Source organism: Celeribacter persicus (assembly GCF_003050785.1).
In the GTDB taxonomy this organism is placed as follows: Bacteria; Pseudomonadota; Alphaproteobacteria; order Rhodobacterales; family Rhodobacteraceae; genus Celeribacter; species Celeribacter persicus.
The window spans coordinates 16,390-35,238 of the sequence record NZ_QAOH01000005.1 but is presented as its reverse complement, the minus strand read 5'-3'; the positions used below and the strand labels follow the sequence as shown (position 1 = coordinate 35,238).

The 18,849-nt window shown below is 60.4% G+C and carries 14 protein-coding genes and 1 tRNA gene; 8 read left to right on the top strand and 7 right to left on the bottom strand.

Annotated features, from left to right (window positions below; translation table 11 throughout):
• Nucleotides 1–15 precede the first annotated feature (15 nt).
• The 4 genes from C8N42_RS08000 to C8N42_RS07985 all read left to right on the top strand — a co-directional run bounded on the left by C8N42_RS08000 (nucleotide 16) and on the right by C8N42_RS07985 (nucleotide 5,542).
• On the top strand, nucleotides 16–2,070 hold the full coding sequence (locus tag C8N42_RS08000; RefSeq protein ID WP_107816045.1) for a hydantoinase/oxoprolinase family protein: 2,055 nt from the start codon (nucleotides 16–18) through the stop codon (nucleotides 2,068–2,070).
• Complete coding sequence (locus C8N42_RS07995) at nucleotides 2,067–3,695, top strand: hydantoinase B/oxoprolinase family protein (RefSeq protein WP_107816044.1); 1,629 nt, start codon at nucleotides 2,067–2,069, stop codon at nucleotides 3,693–3,695. Before C8N42_RS08000 ends, C8N42_RS07995 begins: the two co-directional genes overlap by 4 nt.
• Nucleotides 3,696–3,806: 111 nt before the next feature.
• Nucleotides 3,807–4,232, top strand: coding sequence for a RidA family protein (locus C8N42_RS07990; RefSeq protein ID WP_107816043.1), 426 nt, complete (start codon nucleotides 3,807–3,809; stop codon nucleotides 4,230–4,232).
• Nucleotides 4,233–4,294: 62 nt separating this feature from the next.
• Complete coding sequence (locus C8N42_RS07985) at nucleotides 4,295–5,542, top strand: AGE family epimerase/isomerase (RefSeq protein ID WP_107816042.1); 1,248 nt, start codon at nucleotides 4,295–4,297, stop codon at nucleotides 5,540–5,542.
• A gap of 239 nt (nucleotides 5,543–5,781) precedes the next feature.
• Here the strand turns inward: C8N42_RS07985 and C8N42_RS07980 are convergent.
• Nucleotides 5,782–5,858, bottom strand: a tRNA-Met gene (locus tag C8N42_RS07980).
• 163 nt (nucleotides 5,859–6,021) lie between these two features.
• Here C8N42_RS07980 and C8N42_RS07975 point away from each other — a divergent pair.
• Nucleotides 6,022–9,618 (top strand): hydantoinase B/oxoprolinase family protein, encoded by a 3,597-nt coding sequence (locus C8N42_RS07975; RefSeq protein ID WP_107816041.1) that lies wholly within the window; start codon nucleotides 6,022–6,024, stop codon nucleotides 9,616–9,618.
• 58 nt (nucleotides 9,619–9,676) lie between these two features.
• On the opposite strand, the gene C8N42_RS07970 is transcribed toward C8N42_RS07975, so the two are convergent.
• From C8N42_RS07970 to puuE, 3 genes are read right to left on the bottom strand one after another with little or no spacing between them, the layout of a single operon-like run.
• Entirely contained in the window at nucleotides 9,677–10,165 is a 489-nt protein-coding gene (locus C8N42_RS07970; protein ID WP_107816040.1) for an ureidoglycolate lyase, read from the bottom strand.
• Entirely contained in the window at nucleotides 10,162–10,992 is an 831-nt protein-coding gene (locus C8N42_RS07965) for a bifunctional allantoicase/(S)-ureidoglycine aminohydrolase (RefSeq protein ID WP_107816039.1), read from the bottom strand. Before C8N42_RS07965 ends, C8N42_RS07970 begins: the two co-directional genes overlap by 4 nt.
• 10 nt (nucleotides 10,993–11,002) lie before the next feature.
• Complete coding sequence (puuE, locus tag C8N42_RS07960; RefSeq protein WP_107816038.1) at nucleotides 11,003–12,430, bottom strand: allantoinase PuuE; 1,428 nt, start codon at nucleotides 12,428–12,430, stop codon at nucleotides 11,003–11,005.
• A 151-nt stretch (nucleotides 12,431–12,581) separates the two neighbouring features.
• On the opposite strand from puuE, the gene uraH reads away from it, so the two are divergent.
• A complete protein-coding gene (uraH, locus tag C8N42_RS07955; RefSeq protein WP_107816037.1) occupies nucleotides 12,582–12,941 on the top strand; it encodes a hydroxyisourate hydrolase in 360 nt (119 codons plus the stop codon).
• A gap of 2 nt (nucleotides 12,942–12,943) precedes the next feature.
• Nucleotides 12,944–14,179, top strand: a complete 1,236-nt coding sequence (locus tag C8N42_RS07950; RefSeq protein WP_107816036.1) for a urate hydroxylase PuuD — start codon at nucleotides 12,944–12,946, stop codon at nucleotides 14,177–14,179.
• 34 nt (nucleotides 14,180–14,213) lie between these two features.
• Here the strand turns inward: C8N42_RS07950 and C8N42_RS07945 are convergent, their stop codons facing one another.
• The 3 genes from C8N42_RS07945 to C8N42_RS07935 form a co-directional block, all read right to left on the bottom strand.
• Entirely contained in the window at nucleotides 14,214–15,209 is a 996-nt protein-coding gene (locus C8N42_RS07945; RefSeq protein WP_107816035.1) for an aldose epimerase family protein, read from the bottom strand.
• Nucleotides 15,206–15,946 carry a 2-dehydro-3-deoxygalactonokinase gene (locus tag C8N42_RS07940; protein ID WP_170109249.1) on the bottom strand — a complete coding sequence of 247 codons (741 nt, stop codon included), beginning with the start codon at nucleotides 15,944–15,946 and terminating at the stop codon, nucleotides 15,206–15,208. Before C8N42_RS07940 ends, C8N42_RS07945 begins: the two co-directional genes overlap by 4 nt.
• 64 nt (nucleotides 15,947–16,010) lie before the next feature.
• A complete protein-coding gene (locus C8N42_RS07935) occupies nucleotides 16,011–16,211 on the bottom strand; it encodes a heavy-metal-associated domain-containing protein (protein ID WP_107816033.1) in 201 nt (66 codons plus the stop codon).
• Nucleotides 16,212–16,316: 105 nt separating this feature from the next.
• Here C8N42_RS07935 and C8N42_RS07930 point away from each other — a divergent pair, with 105 nt between their 5' ends.
• On the top strand, nucleotides 16,317–18,755 hold the full coding sequence (locus C8N42_RS07930) for a heavy metal translocating P-type ATPase (protein WP_107816243.1): 2,439 nt from the start codon (nucleotides 16,317–16,319) through the stop codon (nucleotides 18,753–18,755).
• The last annotated feature ends 94 nt before the right edge of the window (nucleotides 18,756–18,849 follow it).

Genomic DNA, 18,849 nt, shown 5'->3' with positions numbered 1-18,849 from the left:
ACAGGGACTACACGCATGGCCTGGAGAATTGGCGTAGACTCGGGTGGCACGTTCACGGACGTGTGCTTGTTTGATGAAGAGACCGGGAAAGTCGAAATCTGGAAGGTGTCGTCGACACCGGATGATCCATCACGCGGGATCACTGCCGGGGTGGTCGAAGGCTTGGATCAAGTGGGCGCAACGGCTAAGGATTTGTCCTTTCTGGGGCATGGCACCACGGTGGCGACGAATGCCCTGATTGAGTTGCGTGGCGTCAAAACGGGGCTGATCGTGTCTGACGGTTTTCGCGACTTGCTGGAGATCGGGCGGCAGAAGCGTCCGAACCTTTACGACATGTTTGCGGAAAAACCCGAACAGCTCGTGTCCCGCGATTTGCGGCGCGAGGTGCCGGAGCGGTTGCATCATGACGGCACGGTTGATGTGCCGCTTGATGAGGCGGCACTGCGCACTGAGCTTAAGGCGCTGGCAACGCAAGACATCAAGTCCCTTGCGGTGTGCTTTCTCTACGGGTTTCTCAACACCGAACACGAAGAGCTTGCCAAGCGTGTGATTGCCGAAGAGCTTCCGGATGTTTTCGTGTCGACCTCTCATGATGTCGCGCCGGAGTTCCGTGAGTTTGAACGTCTTTCGACCACGGTTGTGAACGCCTATCTCGGCCCGGTGATGCATCGTTATATCCGCCGTCTTAAAGACCGTCTCACAGAGATCGGCCTTGAGATCGCGCCTCAGCTCACTCAGTCGAACGGCGGTGTTATCGGGTTTGATACGGCCGCGAATCTACCGGTACGCACGGTGCTGTCCGGCCCGTCGACAGGGGTGGTGGCGGCGCAGGCCATTGGAAAAATGGCCGGGTTCGACAATATCATCACCTTTGATGTCGGCGGTACGTCGTCGGATGTCGCGCTGCTCAAAAACGGGGTGTGCCAGCTCACCGGTGAGGCCGATGTGCATGGGTATCCGATCAAGGCACCGATGCTCGACATTCACACGGTGGGCGCCGGCGGGGGGTCTATCGCGCATGTTGATACCGGCGGGCTTTTGAAGGTCGGTCCGCGTTCGGCTGGCGCACATCCGGGGCCGGTCTGTTATGGTCTGGGCAATGAGGAGCCAACCGTGACAGACGCCAATATCGTGCTTCAGACACTGAACCCGGTCGAAATTCTGGGTGGGCGGATGAAAGTGCGCCGCGATCTGGCGATGGCCTCAGTGCAACGGCTTGCCGACAAGCTGGGTCTTGGCGTGATGGAAACGGCACAGGGCATCATTTCCGTTGTTACCGCCAATATGGCGAAAGCGATCCGGGTGATATCTGTGCAACGCGGTCACGACCCGCGCGACTATGCGCTTATGGCTTTCGGGGGCGCGGGGCCGCTTCATGCAGCGCGTCTGGCGCGCGAATTGGACATGGCCAAAGTCATCGTGCCGTTGACGCCCGGAACGCTCTGCGCGCTTGGTCTTTTGCTAACCGATTTGCGGGCAGATTTCGCAATCTCTCGCCTGATGCCGCTCGATGAGAACGCTCTGGGTGCGGTCGAAAGCGGGTTTGCCGATCTCATGGCGCAGGCCGGGATCTGGTTCGACAATGAGGCCATCGCCAAAGATTGCCGCGTTATGACGCGCACGGTCGACATGCGCTATATGGGTCAAAACTACGAACTGTCCGTGGCAGTGCCTGCGGGGCCGATTACCGCAGAGACCTTCAAGGCACTTGAAGAGGGCTTTGAGGCCGCCCACCGCCAGCGCTTCGGTTTCATTGCCGAGGGAGAGCCGATCCAGCTCGTGACGCTTCGCCTCGAGGCGGCTGGGATCGTCAACAAGGCGCAGTTCAAGCCGCAGGTGCCGGTTGGTCCGGATGCCTCTGAGGCGCGAATTGACACGCGGGATGTCTACATGGCGGAGGCCGGGGATTTCGTTACCTGTCCGGTCTATTCGCGCAACGCGCTCATGGCCGGTAACGTGATCGAGGGGCCGGCCATCATCGAGCAAATGGACACGACCACAGTCATCCTGCCCGATATGCGCGGCACGGTGGATTCCTATCTCAATCTCATTTTGGAGGTCAAAGCATGACGACCCCGACAATCGACCCGATCACCGTCGAAGTTATTGGCTCCGCACTGCAATCCATTGTCGAGGAAATGGGCGAGGCGTTGGTGCGTGCGTCTTATTCGACCAACATCAAAGAGCGGCGCGACTGTTCCACGGCACTCTTTGATCATCGCGGAAATACTCTGTGTCAGGCCGAACATATCCCGATGCACCTTGGCTCTTTTTTAGGGGTGATCCCAGCAATCCTGAGCCGTTTCGCGCTTCAGGACATTAAGCCGGGCGACGTCTTTATGGCCAATGATGCCTATGCGGGTGGGGCGACGCATTTGCCCGATATCGTTCTGGCAGAGCCGATTTTCGTGCAGGGAACCCTAGTGGCATGGGCGGTCAACACCGCGCACCATTCAGATTTTGCAGACCGCGGCCATGATCACATCTATCAGGAAGGACTGCGTATCCCGCCGGTACGTCTCTATCGTGAGGGGGAGCTCAACACCGACCTTCAGGAGATGTTCCTGCTGAACTGTCAGGTGCCGCGCGAACGGATTTCGGACCTGCGTGCGCAAATGTCAGCCAACCGTCTTTGCGTGCAGCGCATGAGCGATCTCTGTGACAAGTACGGCATGGAAAAGGTTCTCGCTGCGGGTGATGCTTTACAGGATTATGCCGAGCGCAAAATGCGGGCTGCAATCGCCGCGATTCCGGATGGAACATACACATTCGAGGATCAGTTCGACAGCAACCAGCGCGCAGAGGTCATGACATTTCAGGTTGCGATCACCGTCAAGAGTGATGAGATGACACTGTCCTTCGATGGACCGCCGCAGGTGCGGGGTGGGCTGAACCTGATCTATACCTCGCTTCTCGCGGCATGTTATTTCACGGTGAAATCCGTACTGGACCCGACCGTTCTTCCGAACGCAGGGCTGGCGCGCCCTCTGACGGTGACCGCCCCAAAAGGATCTATTCTGAACTGCGAATATCCCGCGGCTGTGGACGGACGCATCGCGGCCGCGCAGCGTGTCACCGATCTGGTCTATGGTGCGCTCGCCAAAGCTCTTCCGGGCAAGGTAATGGCCGCTGGCAACGGGTGCTGCACCGGTGCGATTTTCAACGGTACGGACGATGACGGCAATATCTGGGTCTATCTCGAGACCATCGGCGGCGGTGGCGGTGCGCGACCGTCGGGCGATGGTTTGTCCGGTATCCATGTTGGTCTGACCAATACTTCCAACCTTCCGGTCGAGGCGTTGGAGCTCGAATATCCGCTGACGCTTTTGCGATATGAGTTGGTCGATGGGTCTGCTGGAGCGGGTGAGTTCCGCGGCGGTATGGGCATTCGGCGTGTTTACCGCGCCGAGAAAGCCTGTCGGTTCACAGTCGAAGGCTCCCGCGTGGCGTCCTACCCCTGGGGGCTGGAAGGCGGCGGCCGTGCAGAGTGCACACATCTCGATTTCGGCGACGGGCGCACCGAATTCTCCGGCATGGTCGATCTTAAACCCGGCCAGATCGTTGCGATCGTCACCCCCGGCGGGGGCGGTTATGGCGATCCGGCGAAACGCGCTCCCGAGGCAATTACCCGCGATCTCGCCGAAGGACGGATCACCCCGGACATCGCCAAGACTGTTTATGGGATAGACGCCTAACCTCTTCCGATTAATGGCGTTTCTCGTCAGCCCGCTCTCGTTCCCAAATGCGAGCGGGCTGGTTTCTCTCACTCTCGTGACACCCACGTACAGGCCAAGAAAGGTATACCCATGGTCAAAATCACCAAAGTCAAATCCGGCTCAATCTTTGAGGAAAAAGAAAGCTATTCCCGCATCGTTGCCGTCGATGACTGGATTTTCGTCTCCAATACTGCCGGTCGCAATTACAAGACCCGCGAAATGTCCACCGATGCCGTCGAGCAGGCCAAACAATGTTTCAACAACATCGAAGGCGCACTGAAATCCGTCGGATCCTGTCTCGAAGATGTGGTCCAGTCGAAGATTTTCATCCCCTATGTCGAAGATGCCAAGGCAGTTATGGAATATGTCGGTCAGCGTCTGAAGGGCATCGATCCTCAGCGCACCGTGACGTGCTCGCCCCTTGGGGCGCCGGATTTCAAAGTTGAAATCGAAGTGACGGCCTATCGTGGCGCATCCAAGGCGGACGTTGAGCATATCACGATTTCGCTGGGCTAAGCACAGCCAATCGGGGGCGTTGCAAAGGTTGCGACGCCTCGTTCAATTTCAAAGGAAAGCCAATGTCTGCGCGGCCAGAAGCATCTTCTCTTGTCGACCCCGAGCTTGCCTCGGTCCTGATCTCGAATGCTTTGGCGCAGCTCGAGTTTTTCCAGGCGAGTTTGCGATCCGATGGCGGGTTCGATCTTCTGGACCATGCGGGGCGGGCCATTCCCGATCAACCACAAACGCTGATGACCACGGCGCGCTTGGTGCATGCCTATGCTCTGGGACACCTTGCGGGGGCTCCGGCCTGCACGGATATTTTAGATGCAGGGATGGCTGCGTTGAAGAATGAACACCGTGATCGGCTCTATGGCGGCTATTTGCCAATTGCCCGTGGGAATGGCGCGGTTTCCGAGGATAAACTGGCCTATGGGCATGTTTTTGTTCTTTTGGCTGCGGCCAGTGCAAAGGCGGCGGGCCATGACGAGGCAGATCGCGTGTTGGCTGAGGTGTGCGCCGACATCGACATGCATTTCTGGGATGAAGGGACTGGTCGGCTACGCGACGAGTTTCGCCGGGATTGGACGGTTTTTTCCAAGTATCGCGGCATGAACGCCAATATGCATGGCATTGAGGCGTTTCTTTCCGCCTTCGAGGCGACGGGTGACGAGGTCTTCTTGCTCCGCGCGGGGCGTATTCTGACATTCTTTACCAATGAGATCGCGCCGGCATACGGGTGGCATCTCCCGGAGCATTATACTGCCGAGTGGGCGGTAGATCGCAGCTATGCGGGCGACCCGATGTTCCGTCCGGCTGGCACGACACCCGGTCACTCTTTTGAACTCGGGCGCCTGCTCTTACAGTATTGGGACCTTTCAGGGCGGCCCAACACCGATGCGCCGCGTATCGCACGGCGGCTGATAGAAACGGCGGCAGATGCCGCTTGGCAACCAACGGGGGGGTTCGCTTACACGCTTGACTTCAAGGGGAACGTTGCCGTGTCAGATCGCTATTGGTGGCCGGTTGCAGAGGCGATGGGCGCGTTTTCCAGTCTGCACAAACTGTCGTTGAAAGAGGTGGATGCTGAATGGTTCAGACGGCTTTGGAATGTCGCCAACCGTTTCTTCGTGGATCATGACCGGGGCGGCTGGTATCCTGAAATTGATGAGGTCGGGCGCCCCGTGGAACGGCAATTTACTGGAAAACCAGACATCTATCATGCGCTGCAGGCCTGTATCTATCCGCTGACGCGAGATCTTTCCGGATACTACAAAGGTATCCGCGATCATTGTCGTTATTTTACAGGTCGTTCGGATCGCTCCTGATTTTTTTGGCGGGAGTCGCCAAGTCGCATAGATCTTGATCAGAGGTGACTTGGGTAAGGGTGTTGGACATTCGTTTCTCCATTCTTCTCAGGTTAGGCGCTTATTGAAAGCGCGGATTCTTTTGAGAAATCGGAGAATGAGCCGTAGACGAACCATTGCCCGAAGTGTGGGAGAAATGGTGGGAACAGATTGGAGCTTTGTGAAAAGCTACATCATTCCAGTGTTTTGCTGTGAGGATATGGTAGCGGAGGAGGGACTTGAACCCCCGACACGCGGATTATGATTCCGCTGCTCTAACCAACTGAGCTACTCCGCCGAAGTGCCGCGTAGATAGAGGGGGACAGTGCGGGGGTCAAGAGGGATTTCGCCGAAATTCGGCAGAAAATTCCACGCTGGTCCGTGCCCGTGATCCGCTGTCTGTCTTGTTGCCTGTGTCGCGATCTCCTAACCTCCCGCGACAGGTGGATTGCGGGGCGGATATGGGCGCAGAGACGGGCAGCACGAGGCAGTGGGATTTCTGGATCGACCGGGGCGGCACCTTCACCGATGTGGTGGGGCGCGACCCTTCGGGGCGTCTTCACACCCATAAACTCCTGTCCAACAATCCAGAGCGTTATCGCGATGCCGCCGAACAGGGCATTCGCGATCTTCTGGGCCTTGCGCCGGGCGCTCCGATCCCGGAGCGTGCAATCGGAGCGGTCAAGATGGGTACCACGGTCGCCACCAACGCGCTTCTGGAGCGCAAGGGTGAGCGGGTGCTTTTGCTGATCACCGAAGGTTTCCGTGATCTGTTGCGCATCGGCTACCAGACCCGGCCCGATCTTTTTTCGCTGGAGATCAAACGTCCCGAATTGCTCTATGAGAGTGTCGCGGAAATTCCGGAGCGGCTGGCGGCAGATGGCTCTGTTGTGACGACACTGGATGAGGATGTGGCGCGGACCGCTCTGCAATCGGCTTTCGATCAGGGCATTCGCGCCGTCGCCATCGCCTTCCTGCATGGGTATCTCGAACCCGCGCATGAAATTCTCGTCGCGGAGATCGCGCGGGAGATCGGTTTTACGCAAGTCTCCACATCGCATGAAACCTCGAGATTGGCGAAGCTTGTGTCCCGTGGCGACACCACCGTGGTTGACGCCTATCTCTCCCCGATCCTGCGCCGCTATGTCGATCAGGTGGCCGAGGCGCTCTCATTGGGCCATGCCTGTGAGCGTCTCTTGTTTATGCAATCGAATGGTGGGCTGACCGATGCCTCCTTGTTTCAGGGACGCGATGCCATCCTGTCGGGACCTGCGGGGGGGATCGTCGGCATGGTCCGCACGGGCGAGGCTGCGGGGTTCGACCGGCTGATCGGCTTCGACATGGGCGGCACCTCGACGGATGTGTCGCATTACGCGGGTCTTTATGAACGCACGTTTGAGACCGAGGTCGCGGGCGTGCGCCTGCGTGCGCCGATGATGGACATTCATACGGTCGCGGCCGGTGGCGGCTCGATCTGTAGCTTCCGCGACGGGCGGTTTCAGGTTGGCCCCGAAAGCGCGGGGGCCGATCCCGGACCTGCCGCCTATCGCCGGGGCGGGCCTCTGACCGTTACCGATTGCAATGTGTTTCTCGGCAAGCTCTCGCCCGATCACTTCCCACATGTCTTTGGACCGGAGGGCGATCAGCCTCTGGATGTCGAGGCGACTCGTCGCGGGTTCGAGATGCTCACCGCCCAGATCAACGCGGCGACCGGACAAGCGTTGACGCCCGAAGAGGTGGCGGAAGGTTTTCTTAAGATCGCTGTCGACAACATGGCCAATGCGATCAAGAAAATCTCGGTCGAGCGTGGGCATGATGTATCGCAGTACACGCTTCAGTGTTTTGGCGGTGCGGGGGGGCAGCACGCTTGTCTCGTCGCCGATGCCTTGGGGATGGAGCGGGTTCTGATCCATCCGTTTGCGGGGGTCTTGTCGGCCTATGGCATGGGCTTGGCCGAGATCCGGGCGCTTCGAGAGGCGCAGATGGATTTGCCGCTTTCCGGCTTGGATGCCGCTCAGGAGACGCTCATCGCGCTGATGGCCGAGGCGGAGGCCGAGGTCGCGGCCCAAGGCGTGACACAAATCCGCACTCTGACCCGTGCGCATCTGCGCTACACCGGTTCGCATCAAACCCTCGATGTGCCATTCGGCTCTGCTTCTGACATGACCAAAGCCTTCGAGGCGGCGCATAAAGCGCGTTTCGGTTTCGCGCCGCCGGGACGTGATCTGATCCTCGATATGCTGGCGGTTGAGGCAGTCGGGGAGACTGGTGAAACACCTGTCCCGCAACGGATGGTCGAAGGGGACGCTCAGCCGAAAGCCATGATTTCCGTGACGGCCTCCGGCTGGGGCGAGGTGCCGCTTTACGACCGCCAAGCCGTGCCGCAAGGCGCAGAAATCCATGGTCCCGCCGTGATCTCCGAACCGACCGGGACCAACATGGTTGAACCCGGCTGGACCGCGCGTCTCGATCGACAGGGAAACCTGATCCTGACGCGTGCTTTTGCCGCCGAACGCAGCGCCGCCGTGGGCACCGAGGCCGATCCGATCCTCTTGGAGGTCATGTCGAACCTCTTCATGTCGGTCGCCGATCAGATGGGCGCGACGCTGGCGAATACTTCGTGGTCGGTGAACATCAAGGAACGCTTTGATTTTTCCTGCGCGATCTTCGATGCGCAGGGGCATCTTGTCGCCAATGCGCCGCATGTGCCGGTGCATCTCGGGTCCATGTCGGACTCGGTGCAGACGGTGATCCGACAATTTCCCGATGCCGTCGAGGGCGACGCTTTCGTGCTCAATTCGCCCTATCGTGGCGGCACGCATCTGCCGGATATCACGGTGGTCACGCCGGTTTTCGTGGGTGAAAAGCCGATCTATTGGCTTGGTGCGCGGGGGCATCATGCCGATGTCGGCGGGCGCACGCCCGGATCGCTTCCGCCTGACAGCACGACGCTCGAAGAAGAGGGCGTCGTGATCGAGACCACGCGGATCGTCACGGGGGGTCTGTTCGAAGACGGCAAGATGCGCAGGCTTCTGGCTTCGGGGCGCTATCCTGCGCGTAACATCGACCAGAATATCGCCGATTTGCAGGCGCAGGTTGCCGCGAACGAGACCGGGCGTCGGGCGCTGATGGACGTTGTTTCGCGCTATGGCGCCGATGTGGTGACCGCCTATATGCAGCATGTTCAGGACAATGCCGAGGCTTCGGTCCGGGCTGTGATCGACCGGCTTTCGGATGGTGAATTCACCTATCCAATGGACAGCGGGGCGCAGATCAAGGTACGGCTGACGGTCGATGCAAAATCCCGTACGGCGACGGTCGATTTCACCGGCACCTCGCCGCAGCAGAAGGGCAATTTCAACGCGCCCCTGTCGATCTCGCGTGCCGTGGTGCTCTATGTCTTCCGCACGCTGGTGGGCAAGAATATCCCGCTCAACGAAGGCTGTCTCAAACCGCTCCATATCATCGTGCCGGAAGGTTCGATGCTCAATCCGGGCGAGGGTGCGGCGGTGATTGCGGGCAATACCGAAGTGTCGCAGGCGGCGTGTAATGCGCTCTTTGGTGCGTTGGGCGTGATTGCCGGATCGCAGGGGACGATGAACAACTTCGTCTGGGGGAACAATGAATTCCAGAATTACGAGACCATCGCGGGGGGCACCGGAGCAGGTCCGGATTTCGACGGCTGCGATGCGGTGCAGTCGCATATGACCAACACGCGCATGACCGATCCCGAGATTCTGGAGGCGCGTTTCCCGGTACGGCTTCTGAAGTTTTCGATCCGTCCGAATTCCGGCGGCGCTGGCGTGCATCACGGCGGCAAGGGATTGATCCGCAAAATGGAATTCCTGACGCCGGTGACGGTGACGACGCTCTGTTCGCATCGCATCGTACCGCCCTTCGGCGTCGCCGGTGGCGCGCCGGGCGCGGTTGGGCGCAACTGGGCGGTGCTGCCGGATGGAACCGAAATTGCCCTTCAGGGCAATGATGAGATCGACCTTCCGGCAAGCGGCATTTTCGTGATGGAAACGCCGGGCGGTGGGGGATTTGGCGCGGGATAACCCCCGCGTCCCTGTCTGTTTCCTTTGTGCCGGAAATACTCCCGCCGGAGGCAGAGCCTCACCTCTGCATCACCACCCAAGGCACCTCGAACCAGTGCTCTTCAAGGTTTGGCGTGTCGCCGATCCGGTCCACCACGGCAAACAGTCCGTTGCCGGAGAGCGGTGTCAGCACTCCGTGCCAAGTGCCCCGGTGGAAATTGATCGCCTGCGCGCCATCGGTGATAAAGGCGCGGGGCGTGGCCTCGGGGCTGTCGGAGACGATCACGAGGAACGGATCGGCGGACATCGGCACGAAAGCCTGCGAGCCTTCGAGATGCCGTTCGATCAGGTCGAGCGTGTAGGGAAAATCCCGCAGCTCGGCGTGGAAGATCGAGATGCCGACGCGACCGCCCGTCTCCGGGGCCACGTCAATCCGGGCGCGGTCGTGGTAGCGACCGCATTTGCCCTGATTGATGATCTTGTCCGGCGTGCCCACAGCGTCGAGCACATCGCCGTAAGGCGCGAAGGCTTCGGGCGTCAGAGGTTCGGTTGTGAGGATGCGGCTCATCCCAGCTCCAGCTTGGCGTGACGATTGACGTCTTTGTACAGGAGGTAGCGGAAGGGGCGGCGACCGGCGGCATAGCAGGCCTGCGGGCAGAAAGCGCGGAGCCAGAGGAAATCGCCCTCAGACACCTCGACCCAATCCTGATTGAGCAGGTAAACACCACGGCCCTGAAGCACGTAAAGCCCGTGTTCCATCACGTGAGTTTCGGCGAAGGGAATGGTGCCGCCCGGGAGAAAGGTCACGATATTGACGTGGAAATCGTAGCGCAGGTCATGCGGGTCGACGAAGCGCGACGTGGACCAGTAACCGGAGGTGTTGGGCATCTCGACAGGCGGCTTTTCCATATCGGCGGTGACAAAGCTTTCCGGTCTGTCGATCCCCGGTGCGGGTTCGTAGCGTTTGCGAATCCACACGAAGGTCGCGGGCGTGTCGTTATCATTGGCGATGGTGTATTTATCGCCGGGAGCGACGAAGACATAGCTGCCGGGGTCAAGCTGATAGGCGCGCGCGCCGAGGGTGAGGCGCATGTGACCGGCCAGAACGAAGATCACGCATTCCGCCATCGGATCGGGCTCTGGGTCGGTCGAACCACCGCCGGGGCTGACCTCGACGATCAGTTGGGCGAAGGTTTCGGCAAAGCCAGTCAGAGGTCGGGCGAGAACCCAGGTGCGGGTTTTGTCCCAGCCGGGCAGATAGCTCACCACAATGTCCGACATCACCCCATGCGGAATGACTGCATAGGAATTGGTGAAAACGGCGCGCTCGCGAGCGTGGTTGTTTTGATCGGGCAGGCCGCCGGTGGGGGCGCAATAGGTATATTCGTAGCTCATCCGTGTTTTCTCAGAGATTCATATCCTTGAGACGATGCCACGCGATCCGTTCGACCTGTTTGCAGGCCGTTTTGAATTCGGTGTCCCGGTCGTTTTGGAGCCGGGTGTGGAATGCGTCGAGGATTGTCGCCTTGGTATTGTCTTTCACGGCGATGATAAAGGGGAAGCCGAATTTTTCGGTGTATTCGGTATTGAGGCGCTCGAAGGTGGCGCGTTCCTCATCGGTGAGCGCATCGAGACCGGCGGAGGCCTGTTCGGAAGTCGACTCGGCGGTGAGGTGTTTGGCCTGCGCCAGTTTCCCGGCGAGATCGGGGTGGGCGATCAGAACACCATCCTTTTCGGCGTCAGAAGACGCACGGAAAGCGCGGCAGAGCACGGAATGCACGCCGACCCAGCCGTCATGCGCCGGGCCAAGCTCAAGCGCCCACGCCCGTTCGGCCACCCATGGGGAATGCTCAAAAACACCGCCGAATTTCGTGACAAAATCGTCTTGCGACATTTGTGATGGGCGGAGTTTACGGCTGTGCGGATGCACCTTGGCCCAATGGCGCGCCATGTCGATGCGGCGGGGCGTCCAGACGCCGTCGAAGGTTTTGATATAGTCGATGAAGCGCTTGAGGCCCGCCATTTTGCCGGGACGCCCGATCAGGCGGCAATGCAGCCCGATGTTCATCATCTTCGGTGTGCTCGTCGTGCCTTCGGCGTAGAGCGTATCGAACGCGTCCTTGAGATAGGTGAAGAACTGCTCGCCGGTGATCCAGCCGGGGCTTGTGGCAAAGCGCATGTCGTTGGCTTCTAGCGTGTAAGGAATGATCAACTGATCGCGATCCCCGACTTCGAGCCAATAGGGCAGGTCGTCGTCATAGGTGTCGGAGACATAATCGAACCCGCCCTCTTCCGCGACGAGGCGCACGGTGTTGGCCGAACACCGCCCGGTGTACCAGCCATAAGGACGCTCGCCGGTGACTTCCTCGTGCAGTTTGATTGCGGCGGCGATGGAGGCGCGTTCCTCTTCCTCCGGCATGTCCTTGTGTTCGACCCATTTGTAGCCATGCGACGCGATTTCCCATCCGGCGTCCTGCATCGCGGCGACCTGTTCGGGGCTCCGCGCCAGAGCGGTTGCCACGCCGTAGATTGTCACGGGAATGTCGGCTTCGGTGAAAAGCCGGTGCAGCCGCCAGAACCCGGCGCGGGCACCGTATTCGTAGATCGACTCCATGTTCCAGTGGCGCTGACCTTTCCACATGGCGGCCCCTGCGATGTCCGACAGGAAGGCCTCAGAAGCCTCATCGCCATGAAGCACGCAGTTTTCGCCGCCTTCCTCGTAGTTCAGCACGAATTGTACCGCGACCTTCGCTCCGCCCGGCCACTGAGGATCGGGCGCATTGGCCCCGTAGCCCAGCATGTTTCGAACATAACGCGGTGGATTTTTCGGCATTTCCCTTGGCCTTCGTGTTTTTTGACTAATTGGTAGGCTTGCAAAACATCGAATACTCTTTTGTATGCAATCTGGCGATAATGATTATTGCCGCTGGCGGGGCTTTCCGACAGTCTTCAAAAGAAACGCTAACAATTTGGGCAGCTTCTTCATGACATCCGGTTTTTTGACCACCCATGTTCTCGACACGGCCAGAGGGATTCCGGCCGGGGGGATCGAGATTGCGCTCTATCGGGTGAGCGGGAACAGTCACAGGAAAATTGCGACTGCGGTGACGAATGATGACGGGCGTACGGACACGCCGATCCTCCCCGCCGGGAAGTTTGAAACCGGGAGCTATGAGTTGATCTTTTTCGCGGGCGACTACCTTCGGCGCACGGGACAGGCAGGCGATGAGCCCTTGTTCCTCGATCAAATCCCGATCCGTTTCGGGATCAGTGACGCGGAGAGCCATTATCACGTGCCGCTCTTGCTGTCGCCCTACAGCTATTCGACCTACCGGGGGAGTTGATCATGAGTTTGATGCCGATTTTCTGGGAATGGGCGGAGTTTGCCCTGCGTTGGGTTCATGTGATCACCGCGATTGCGTGGATCGGGTCGTCTTTCTATTTCATCGCGCTCGATCTCGGGCTGCGTCCCTCCTCGGATCGTCGTCAGGGCGTCTCCGGTGAGGAATGGCAGGTCCATGGCGGTGGCTTCTATTTCATCCAGAAATACATGGTTGCCCCCGCGCGGATGCCCGCCGATCTCATTTGGTTCAAATGGGAGAGCTATTCGACCTGGCTGTCGGGTTTTGCGCTCATGGCGGTGGTCTATTATCTCGGTTCGGAGCTCTATCTCATCGCCCCGAACGTGATGGAATTGTCGAACACGGTGGCGATTGCGATTTCTGTGGCTTCGCTCGCCTTCGGCTGGATTGCCTACAACACCATCTGCAAGCTGATGCTGGGCAAGGATGACACTTACCTGATGATTATCCTTTACGTGATCCTCGTGATCATGGCCTGGGGCTATACACAGGTGTTTTCGGGCCGCGCGGCCTTCCTGCATCTGGGGGCCTTCACGGCCACGGTGATGAGCGCCAACGTGTTCTTCATCATCATTCCGAACCAGAAAGTGGTGGTCAAAGATCTGATCGAGGGTCGCACGCCTGACGCCAAATACGGCAAGATCGCCAAGCAGCGCTCGACCCATAACAACTACCTGACCCTGCCGGTCATCTTCATGATGCTGTCGAACCACTACCCGCTGGCCTTTGCGTCCAAGTACAACTGGATCATCGCGGCGCTGGTGTTTCTTATGGGGGTCACGATCCGGCATTTCTTCAACACGATGCACAAACGGGGCGGCATGCTGTGGTGGACATGGGGGCTGACCGTGGGTCTGTTTCTGGCGGTGATGTGGCTTTCGACGGCGGGCATCTACATGCAGGACGATGGCGAGGATGAGGCGGCGCTGGGCCCGATGGCGCAGCGCTTTGCCTCCGCCGCTGGTTTTGACGAGGTGCATGACATCGTGACGACCAATTGCTCGATGTGCCACGCGAAAGAGCCCTATTGGGAGGGCATGGCCTCGCCGCCGAAGGGCATCCGGCTTGAGACCACGCAAGAGGTCGCGACGCTCGCCAAAGAAATCTGGTTACAGGCCGGGGTGACCCATGCCATGCCGCCGGCGGGCAGTTACATGGCGCTTGACGACGAAAGCCGCGCGGCCATTCGCAAATGGTACGAAGCGGGGCTTGAGGGATAACCTGAGGGATAGAAAGGGCGGGGTCTTCCCCGCCTTATTTCTTTGAAAAGGACCAGCGGGTTTCCTGCCGGTAGGTCTCGTCCGGGTCGAGCCGGACAGAGGGGAAATCCGACCGGTTCGGGGCATCCGGCCAGCGCTGTGCCTCAAGCGCAATGCCACAGAACCCTACCTCCGGCACGCCGCGATGGCCATTCATCTCGCCGCTGCCGATGGGAGCGGCGTCGAACACCTGCAATCCCGGTTCGGTGGTGTCCATACGCAGGGTGACGCCGCTGGTGCCGCGCAGGATGGCGGCGGGTTTCATCTTGCCGGGCCCGTCCGAGAGGCAGAAATTGTGATCATAGCGCTGGGCGTCCGAGGGGCGCAGCACATGACCAGCGCTGAGATCGAACCCGGTTCCCGAGACATCCAGCACACCCGTCGGGATCAGGTGATCATCGACCGGGGTGTAGCGATCCGCGAATACCTGAAGCCAATGCCCGTCTGTGGTGGGCGTGCCGTCGAGGTTCCAGTAGGAATGGTTGGCGAGGTTGAGAAGCGTCGGCGCATCGGTGGTGGCCGTCAGTTCAAGCCGCAGAGTTGCAGGCGCCTCGACCGTATAGCGCGCGGCGATCAGACGATTGCCAGGAAAGCCGCCCCTGCTGTCGGGCAGAGACAGCGTCAGTGTCACGGAGGTTTCGCTCAGCGCGGCGATTTTCCACAGTTCCGTGTGCATGCCCCGTGCGCCGCCATGCAAAAGGGTTTCGCCCTCATTCGCCTCGAACCCCAGCTCCCGCCCGTCCAGTTCCGCTCGCGCCCCGGAAATCCGGTTTGCGACCGGACCGACAATCGCACCGAAATAGTCCATCGGACCGTTTTCATAGGCGGCGATCTCCGTGCCGCCAAGTGTCAGCCCATAGGGTACGCCACGCAGGCGGACGTCGTTGAGAATGGCGCCATAGCTCAAAACGGTCACGCTCAGATCGCTTGCGGTGAGCGTGATCGCATCGACCCGTCGTCCGTCTTTCAGGTAACCGAAAAGCGCCTTCATGCGGTCCGCCTTTCGCGTGCAAGCCGGAAGCCTGTGAGGGTCATGGCGTCGCCCTCGGCCTCGGTCACGGGCACAAACTGGCTGTCCAATGCGGCGCGGTAGGGCGCGCGGAGCGGGTCCGCTCCGATCAACGCCACGGGTTGACCGAGCCAATAGGCACGGGTGGCGGCCATTTCGGCTCCGATCAGCGCGGCGGTGGCGCGGGAGGTGGCTTCGGGGAGAGGGAGGGCACCCAGATCAAGCTCGGTCTTGAGCGTGGAAAGTCGCAGCGCGACATTTTCAGGGCGGGACATGCAGTCGGAAAGGGTATCGGTGAAAGCCTCCGCCTCACCAAGGCCCGGCGTGCCAAACACGGCCCCAACCATCGTACCTGTCAGAAACCGCCGCATGGAGACGATCTCTTCGGCGCTGACATGGGCCCAGAGGGTCGAGGTCTCAGAGGGCAGGCAGAGAATGCCGTCGAATTTCGGATTTTCGGCGATGAACCCGGCCATCGTGACCTCTTCGCCACGCGTGAGGGTGCGGGGATGATCCTGGACCAGCGGCGGAATGTCGGGGAAGGGCAGCGTTTCGGGCAGCGCGGAACAGGGCAGAGAGCGCGCGGGAACCTGTGTGCCTGCGATCATCGCCAGAGAGGTTCGATCTGTCAGTTCAGTGACGGTCGGAACAGGGGAAGATGTGTCGAGATCCCAAAGCCGAAGCTTCGTCCCGTTCAAAATTCCCGCCGTAGCGCTCATCCGTGCCTCCCTCACCTCTGTCACACCGTTTATGGCGTGGGGGGCACGGTGTTGCAATGGGCGCTCAGCTTTTGAGTTCGGCCGGGTAACCCGCCTTTTGCAGAGCGTCCAGAATGGCTTCATCTCCCGCTTCGGAGAAAACGTCGATCTCATGCGCGTCCATGTCGGCCTCGATCTCGACCGTGTCGTCGATGGCTTCGAGTGCTTCGGTGATGGCGGCCTTGCAATGGCCGCAGGTCATGTTGGGAATGGAAAAGACGGACATGGTTTGTGACCCTTCTTTGAGAAAATCTGCACGGATCGCTCGAATGCGCCGTGGCTCTGCGCTATATACCTAACGCCGATCCGTCAGAAGACCAGAGTGGAAAAGATGCACAGCACCCGTTTCTCCGTCGAAGGTATGACCTGCGCCTCCTGTGTGGGGCGTGTCGAACGCGCCTTGAAGAGCACCGAAGGGGTCGAGGCGGCCAGTGTGAACCTTGCTACCGAGACGGCGGATGTGCAGTTCGGCGATGGGGTTGATGTGGCGCGGCTGGTCGAGGTGCTTGACAAGGCGGGCTATCCGGCGCGGGTCGAAGAAATGACGTTCGATGTTCAGGGGATGACCTGTGCCTCCTGTGTCGGGCGGGTCGAACGGGCGTTGCAGGCGGTCGAAGGCGTGACGAAGGCCTCCGTAAACCTTGCGACCGAGACGGCGACGGTGACATACCTGTCGGGCGTGCAGGATGCCGGGAGCTTGGCCAAGGCCATCGCTGGGGCGGGATATGAGGCCAAGCCGCGAGTGGAAGCCGGGGCCGAGCCGGTGAACCGCAAGGAGACCGAAGCGCGGGAGATGCGCGGGCGGCTGATGCTCGCTGCGGCGCTTACCCTGCCGATTTTCCTCATCGAAATGGGCGGGCATCTGATCCCGGCCTTGCATCATTGGTGGATGATGACCGTGCCGGAATGGCTCTGGCGTATGGTGCAATTTGCGCTGACGACGGTGATTCTGGCGATCCCTGGCCGGATGTTTTTCACCAAGGGCATTCCGTCGCTCCTGAAAGGCGCGCCGGATATGAACGCGCTGGTCGCCTTGGGTGCGGGGGCTGCCTATCTGTTTTCCACGGTGGTGACTTTCTGGCCGCAGGTGGTGCCGATGGGAGCGCAGAATGTCTATTTCGAGGCGGCGGCGGTGATTGTCACGCTGATCCTTCTGGGCCGCTGGCTTGAGGCGCGGGCTAAGGGGCGCACGGGCGAGGCAATCCGCAAACTGGCCGGGATGCGTGCCAAGACCGCGCGGGTCGAGCGCGGCGGCGAGGTGGTTGAGGTTCCGATCGAAGAGATCAGGGTGGGCGATGTGCTGCACCTGCGTCCGGGCGAGAAAATCGCGGTGGATGGCAAGGTGCTCTCGGGCGATAGCCATGTGGACGAGGCGATGATCTCGGGCGAGCCTATCCCGGTGGCGAAATCCGAAGGGTCGCCCGTGATCGCTGGCACGGTGAACGGCGAGGGGACGATGATCTATCTGGCCGAAAAGGTCGGGTCCGACACGATGCTGGCGCAGATCATCCGCATGGTTGAAGAGGCGCAGGGGGCGAAGCTTCCGATCCAGTCGCTTGTCGACAAGGTTACAATGTATTTCGTGCCGGTGGTAATGGCGCTGGCGGCTTTGACCGTCTTGATCTGGCTGATCTTCGGGCCGGAGCCTGCGTTGGCGCATGCTTTGGTCGCGGGGGTTGCCGTGCTGATCATCGCCTGCCCCTGTGCCATGGGATTGGCGACGCCGACCTCGATCATGGTGGGAACCGGGCGGGCCGCCGAGTTGGGCGTGTTGTTCCGCAAGGGCGATGCGTTGCAGGGGCTTCAGGACGTCAAGGTGATCGCGTTCGACAAAACCGGCACGCTGACCGAAGGGCGGCCGGATGTGACCGAGGTGACGGTCCTTGAGGGCGACGAGGCGGTTTTGCTGGCCGAGGTGGCTGCCGTCGAGGCCAAGTCGGAACATCCCATCGCGCGGGCCATCGAACGTGCCGCCGAGGCGCGGGGGCTGGCACTCCCGTCCGTCGACAAGGCGCGCGCTATTGCAGGCCATGGGATCAAGGCGGAGATCGGCGATGTGACGCTGCATGTGGGCAACATGCGTCTGATGACCCGCGAGAAGATCGACACGACGCCGTTTGAAACGCCGCTGGCGGCTTTGGCCGAAAAGGGCCGCACGCCGGTTCTGGTGGCCCGCAACGGCGTGCCCGTGATGGTGATCGGGATTTCCGATCCGGTGCGCCCGGCCTCGCGCAAGGCGGTGGAGGCGCTGCATGCGCGTGGGATCAAGGTGGCGATGGTCTCCGGCGACACCCGCCGCGCCGCCGAGGTGATCGCGCGTGATCTTGGCATTGATCATGTCGAGGCGGAGGTTCTGCCCAAGGGCAAGGCCAAAATCGTGACCGCGCTTCAGGAGGCGCATGGCTCCGTCGGGTTCGTCGGTGACGGGATCAACGATGCGCCTGCGCTGGCCTCCGCCGATGTCGGCATTGCGGTGGGCACGGGCACGGATGTCGCCATTGAGGCGGCGGACGTGGTGCTCATGGGCGGCGATCCGGCGGCGGTGGTCACTGCCTATGATGTGAGCCGCAAGACCATGATCAACATCCGCCAGAACCTGTTCTGGGCCTTCGCGTATAACGCTGTGTTGATCCCGGTGGCGGCGGGCGTGCTCTATCCGAGGTTCGGGGTGCAGCTTTCCCCGATGCTGGGAGCTGCGGCGATGGCGATGTCTTCGGTTTTCGTTGTATCGAATGCTCTCAGATTGCGACGTATGGGTGCGGCATTCTGACGCGTCGTTTGGGGCGTATGTTGTCGTAGCACTTCAATATCTTGGTTCCTCCGCAATATTTGCGCGCTCAGTGCACAACTCAGCGTTGATCTTG

What these genes read in the sequence shown, in the direction of transcription:
- C8N42_RS07990 (WP_107816043.1), top strand. Translation starts at nt 3,807, where the DNA reads ATGGTCAAAATCACCAAAGTCAAATCCGGCTCAATCTTTGAGGAAAAA.
- C8N42_RS07930 (WP_107816243.1), top strand. Translation starts at nt 16,317, where the DNA reads ATGCACAGCACCCGTTTCTCCGTCGAAGGTATGACCTGCGCCTCCTGT.
- C8N42_RS07970 (WP_107816040.1), bottom strand. Translation starts at nt 10,165, where the DNA reads ATGAGCCGCATCCTCACAACCGAACCTCTGACGCCCGAAGCCTTCGCG.
- C8N42_RS07975 (WP_107816041.1), top strand. Translation starts at nt 6,022, where the DNA reads ATGGGCGCAGAGACGGGCAGCACGAGGCAGTGGGATTTCTGGATCGAC.
- C8N42_RS07935 (WP_107816033.1), bottom strand. Translation starts at nt 16,211, where the DNA reads ATGTCCGTCTTTTCCATTCCCAACATGACCTGCGGCCATTGCAAGGCC.
- C8N42_RS07985 (WP_107816042.1), top strand. Translation starts at nt 4,295, where the DNA reads ATGTCTGCGCGGCCAGAAGCATCTTCTCTTGTCGACCCCGAGCTTGCC.
- C8N42_RS08000 (WP_107816045.1), top strand. Translation starts at nt 16, where the DNA reads ATGGCCTGGAGAATTGGCGTAGACTCGGGTGGCACGTTCACGGACGTG.
- puuE (WP_107816038.1), bottom strand. Translation starts at nt 12,430, where the DNA reads ATGCCGAAAAATCCACCGCGTTATGTTCGAAACATGCTGGGCTACGGG.
- C8N42_RS07965 (WP_107816039.1), bottom strand. Translation starts at nt 10,992, where the DNA reads ATGAGCTACGAATATACCTATTGCGCCCCCACCGGCGGCCTGCCCGAT.
- C8N42_RS07940 (WP_170109249.1), bottom strand. Translation starts at nt 15,946, where the DNA reads ATGAGCGCTACGGCGGGAATTTTGAACGGGACGAAGCTTCGGCTTTGG.
- uraH (WP_107816037.1), top strand. Translation starts at nt 12,582, where the DNA reads ATGACATCCGGTTTTTTGACCACCCATGTTCTCGACACGGCCAGAGGG.
- C8N42_RS07950 (WP_107816036.1), top strand. Translation starts at nt 12,944, where the DNA reads ATGAGTTTGATGCCGATTTTCTGGGAATGGGCGGAGTTTGCCCTGCGT.
- C8N42_RS07945 (WP_107816035.1), bottom strand. Translation starts at nt 15,209, where the DNA reads ATGAAGGCGCTTTTCGGTTACCTGAAAGACGGACGACGGGTCGATGCG.
- C8N42_RS07995 (WP_107816044.1), top strand. Translation starts at nt 2,067, where the DNA reads ATGACGACCCCGACAATCGACCCGATCACCGTCGAAGTTATTGGCTCC.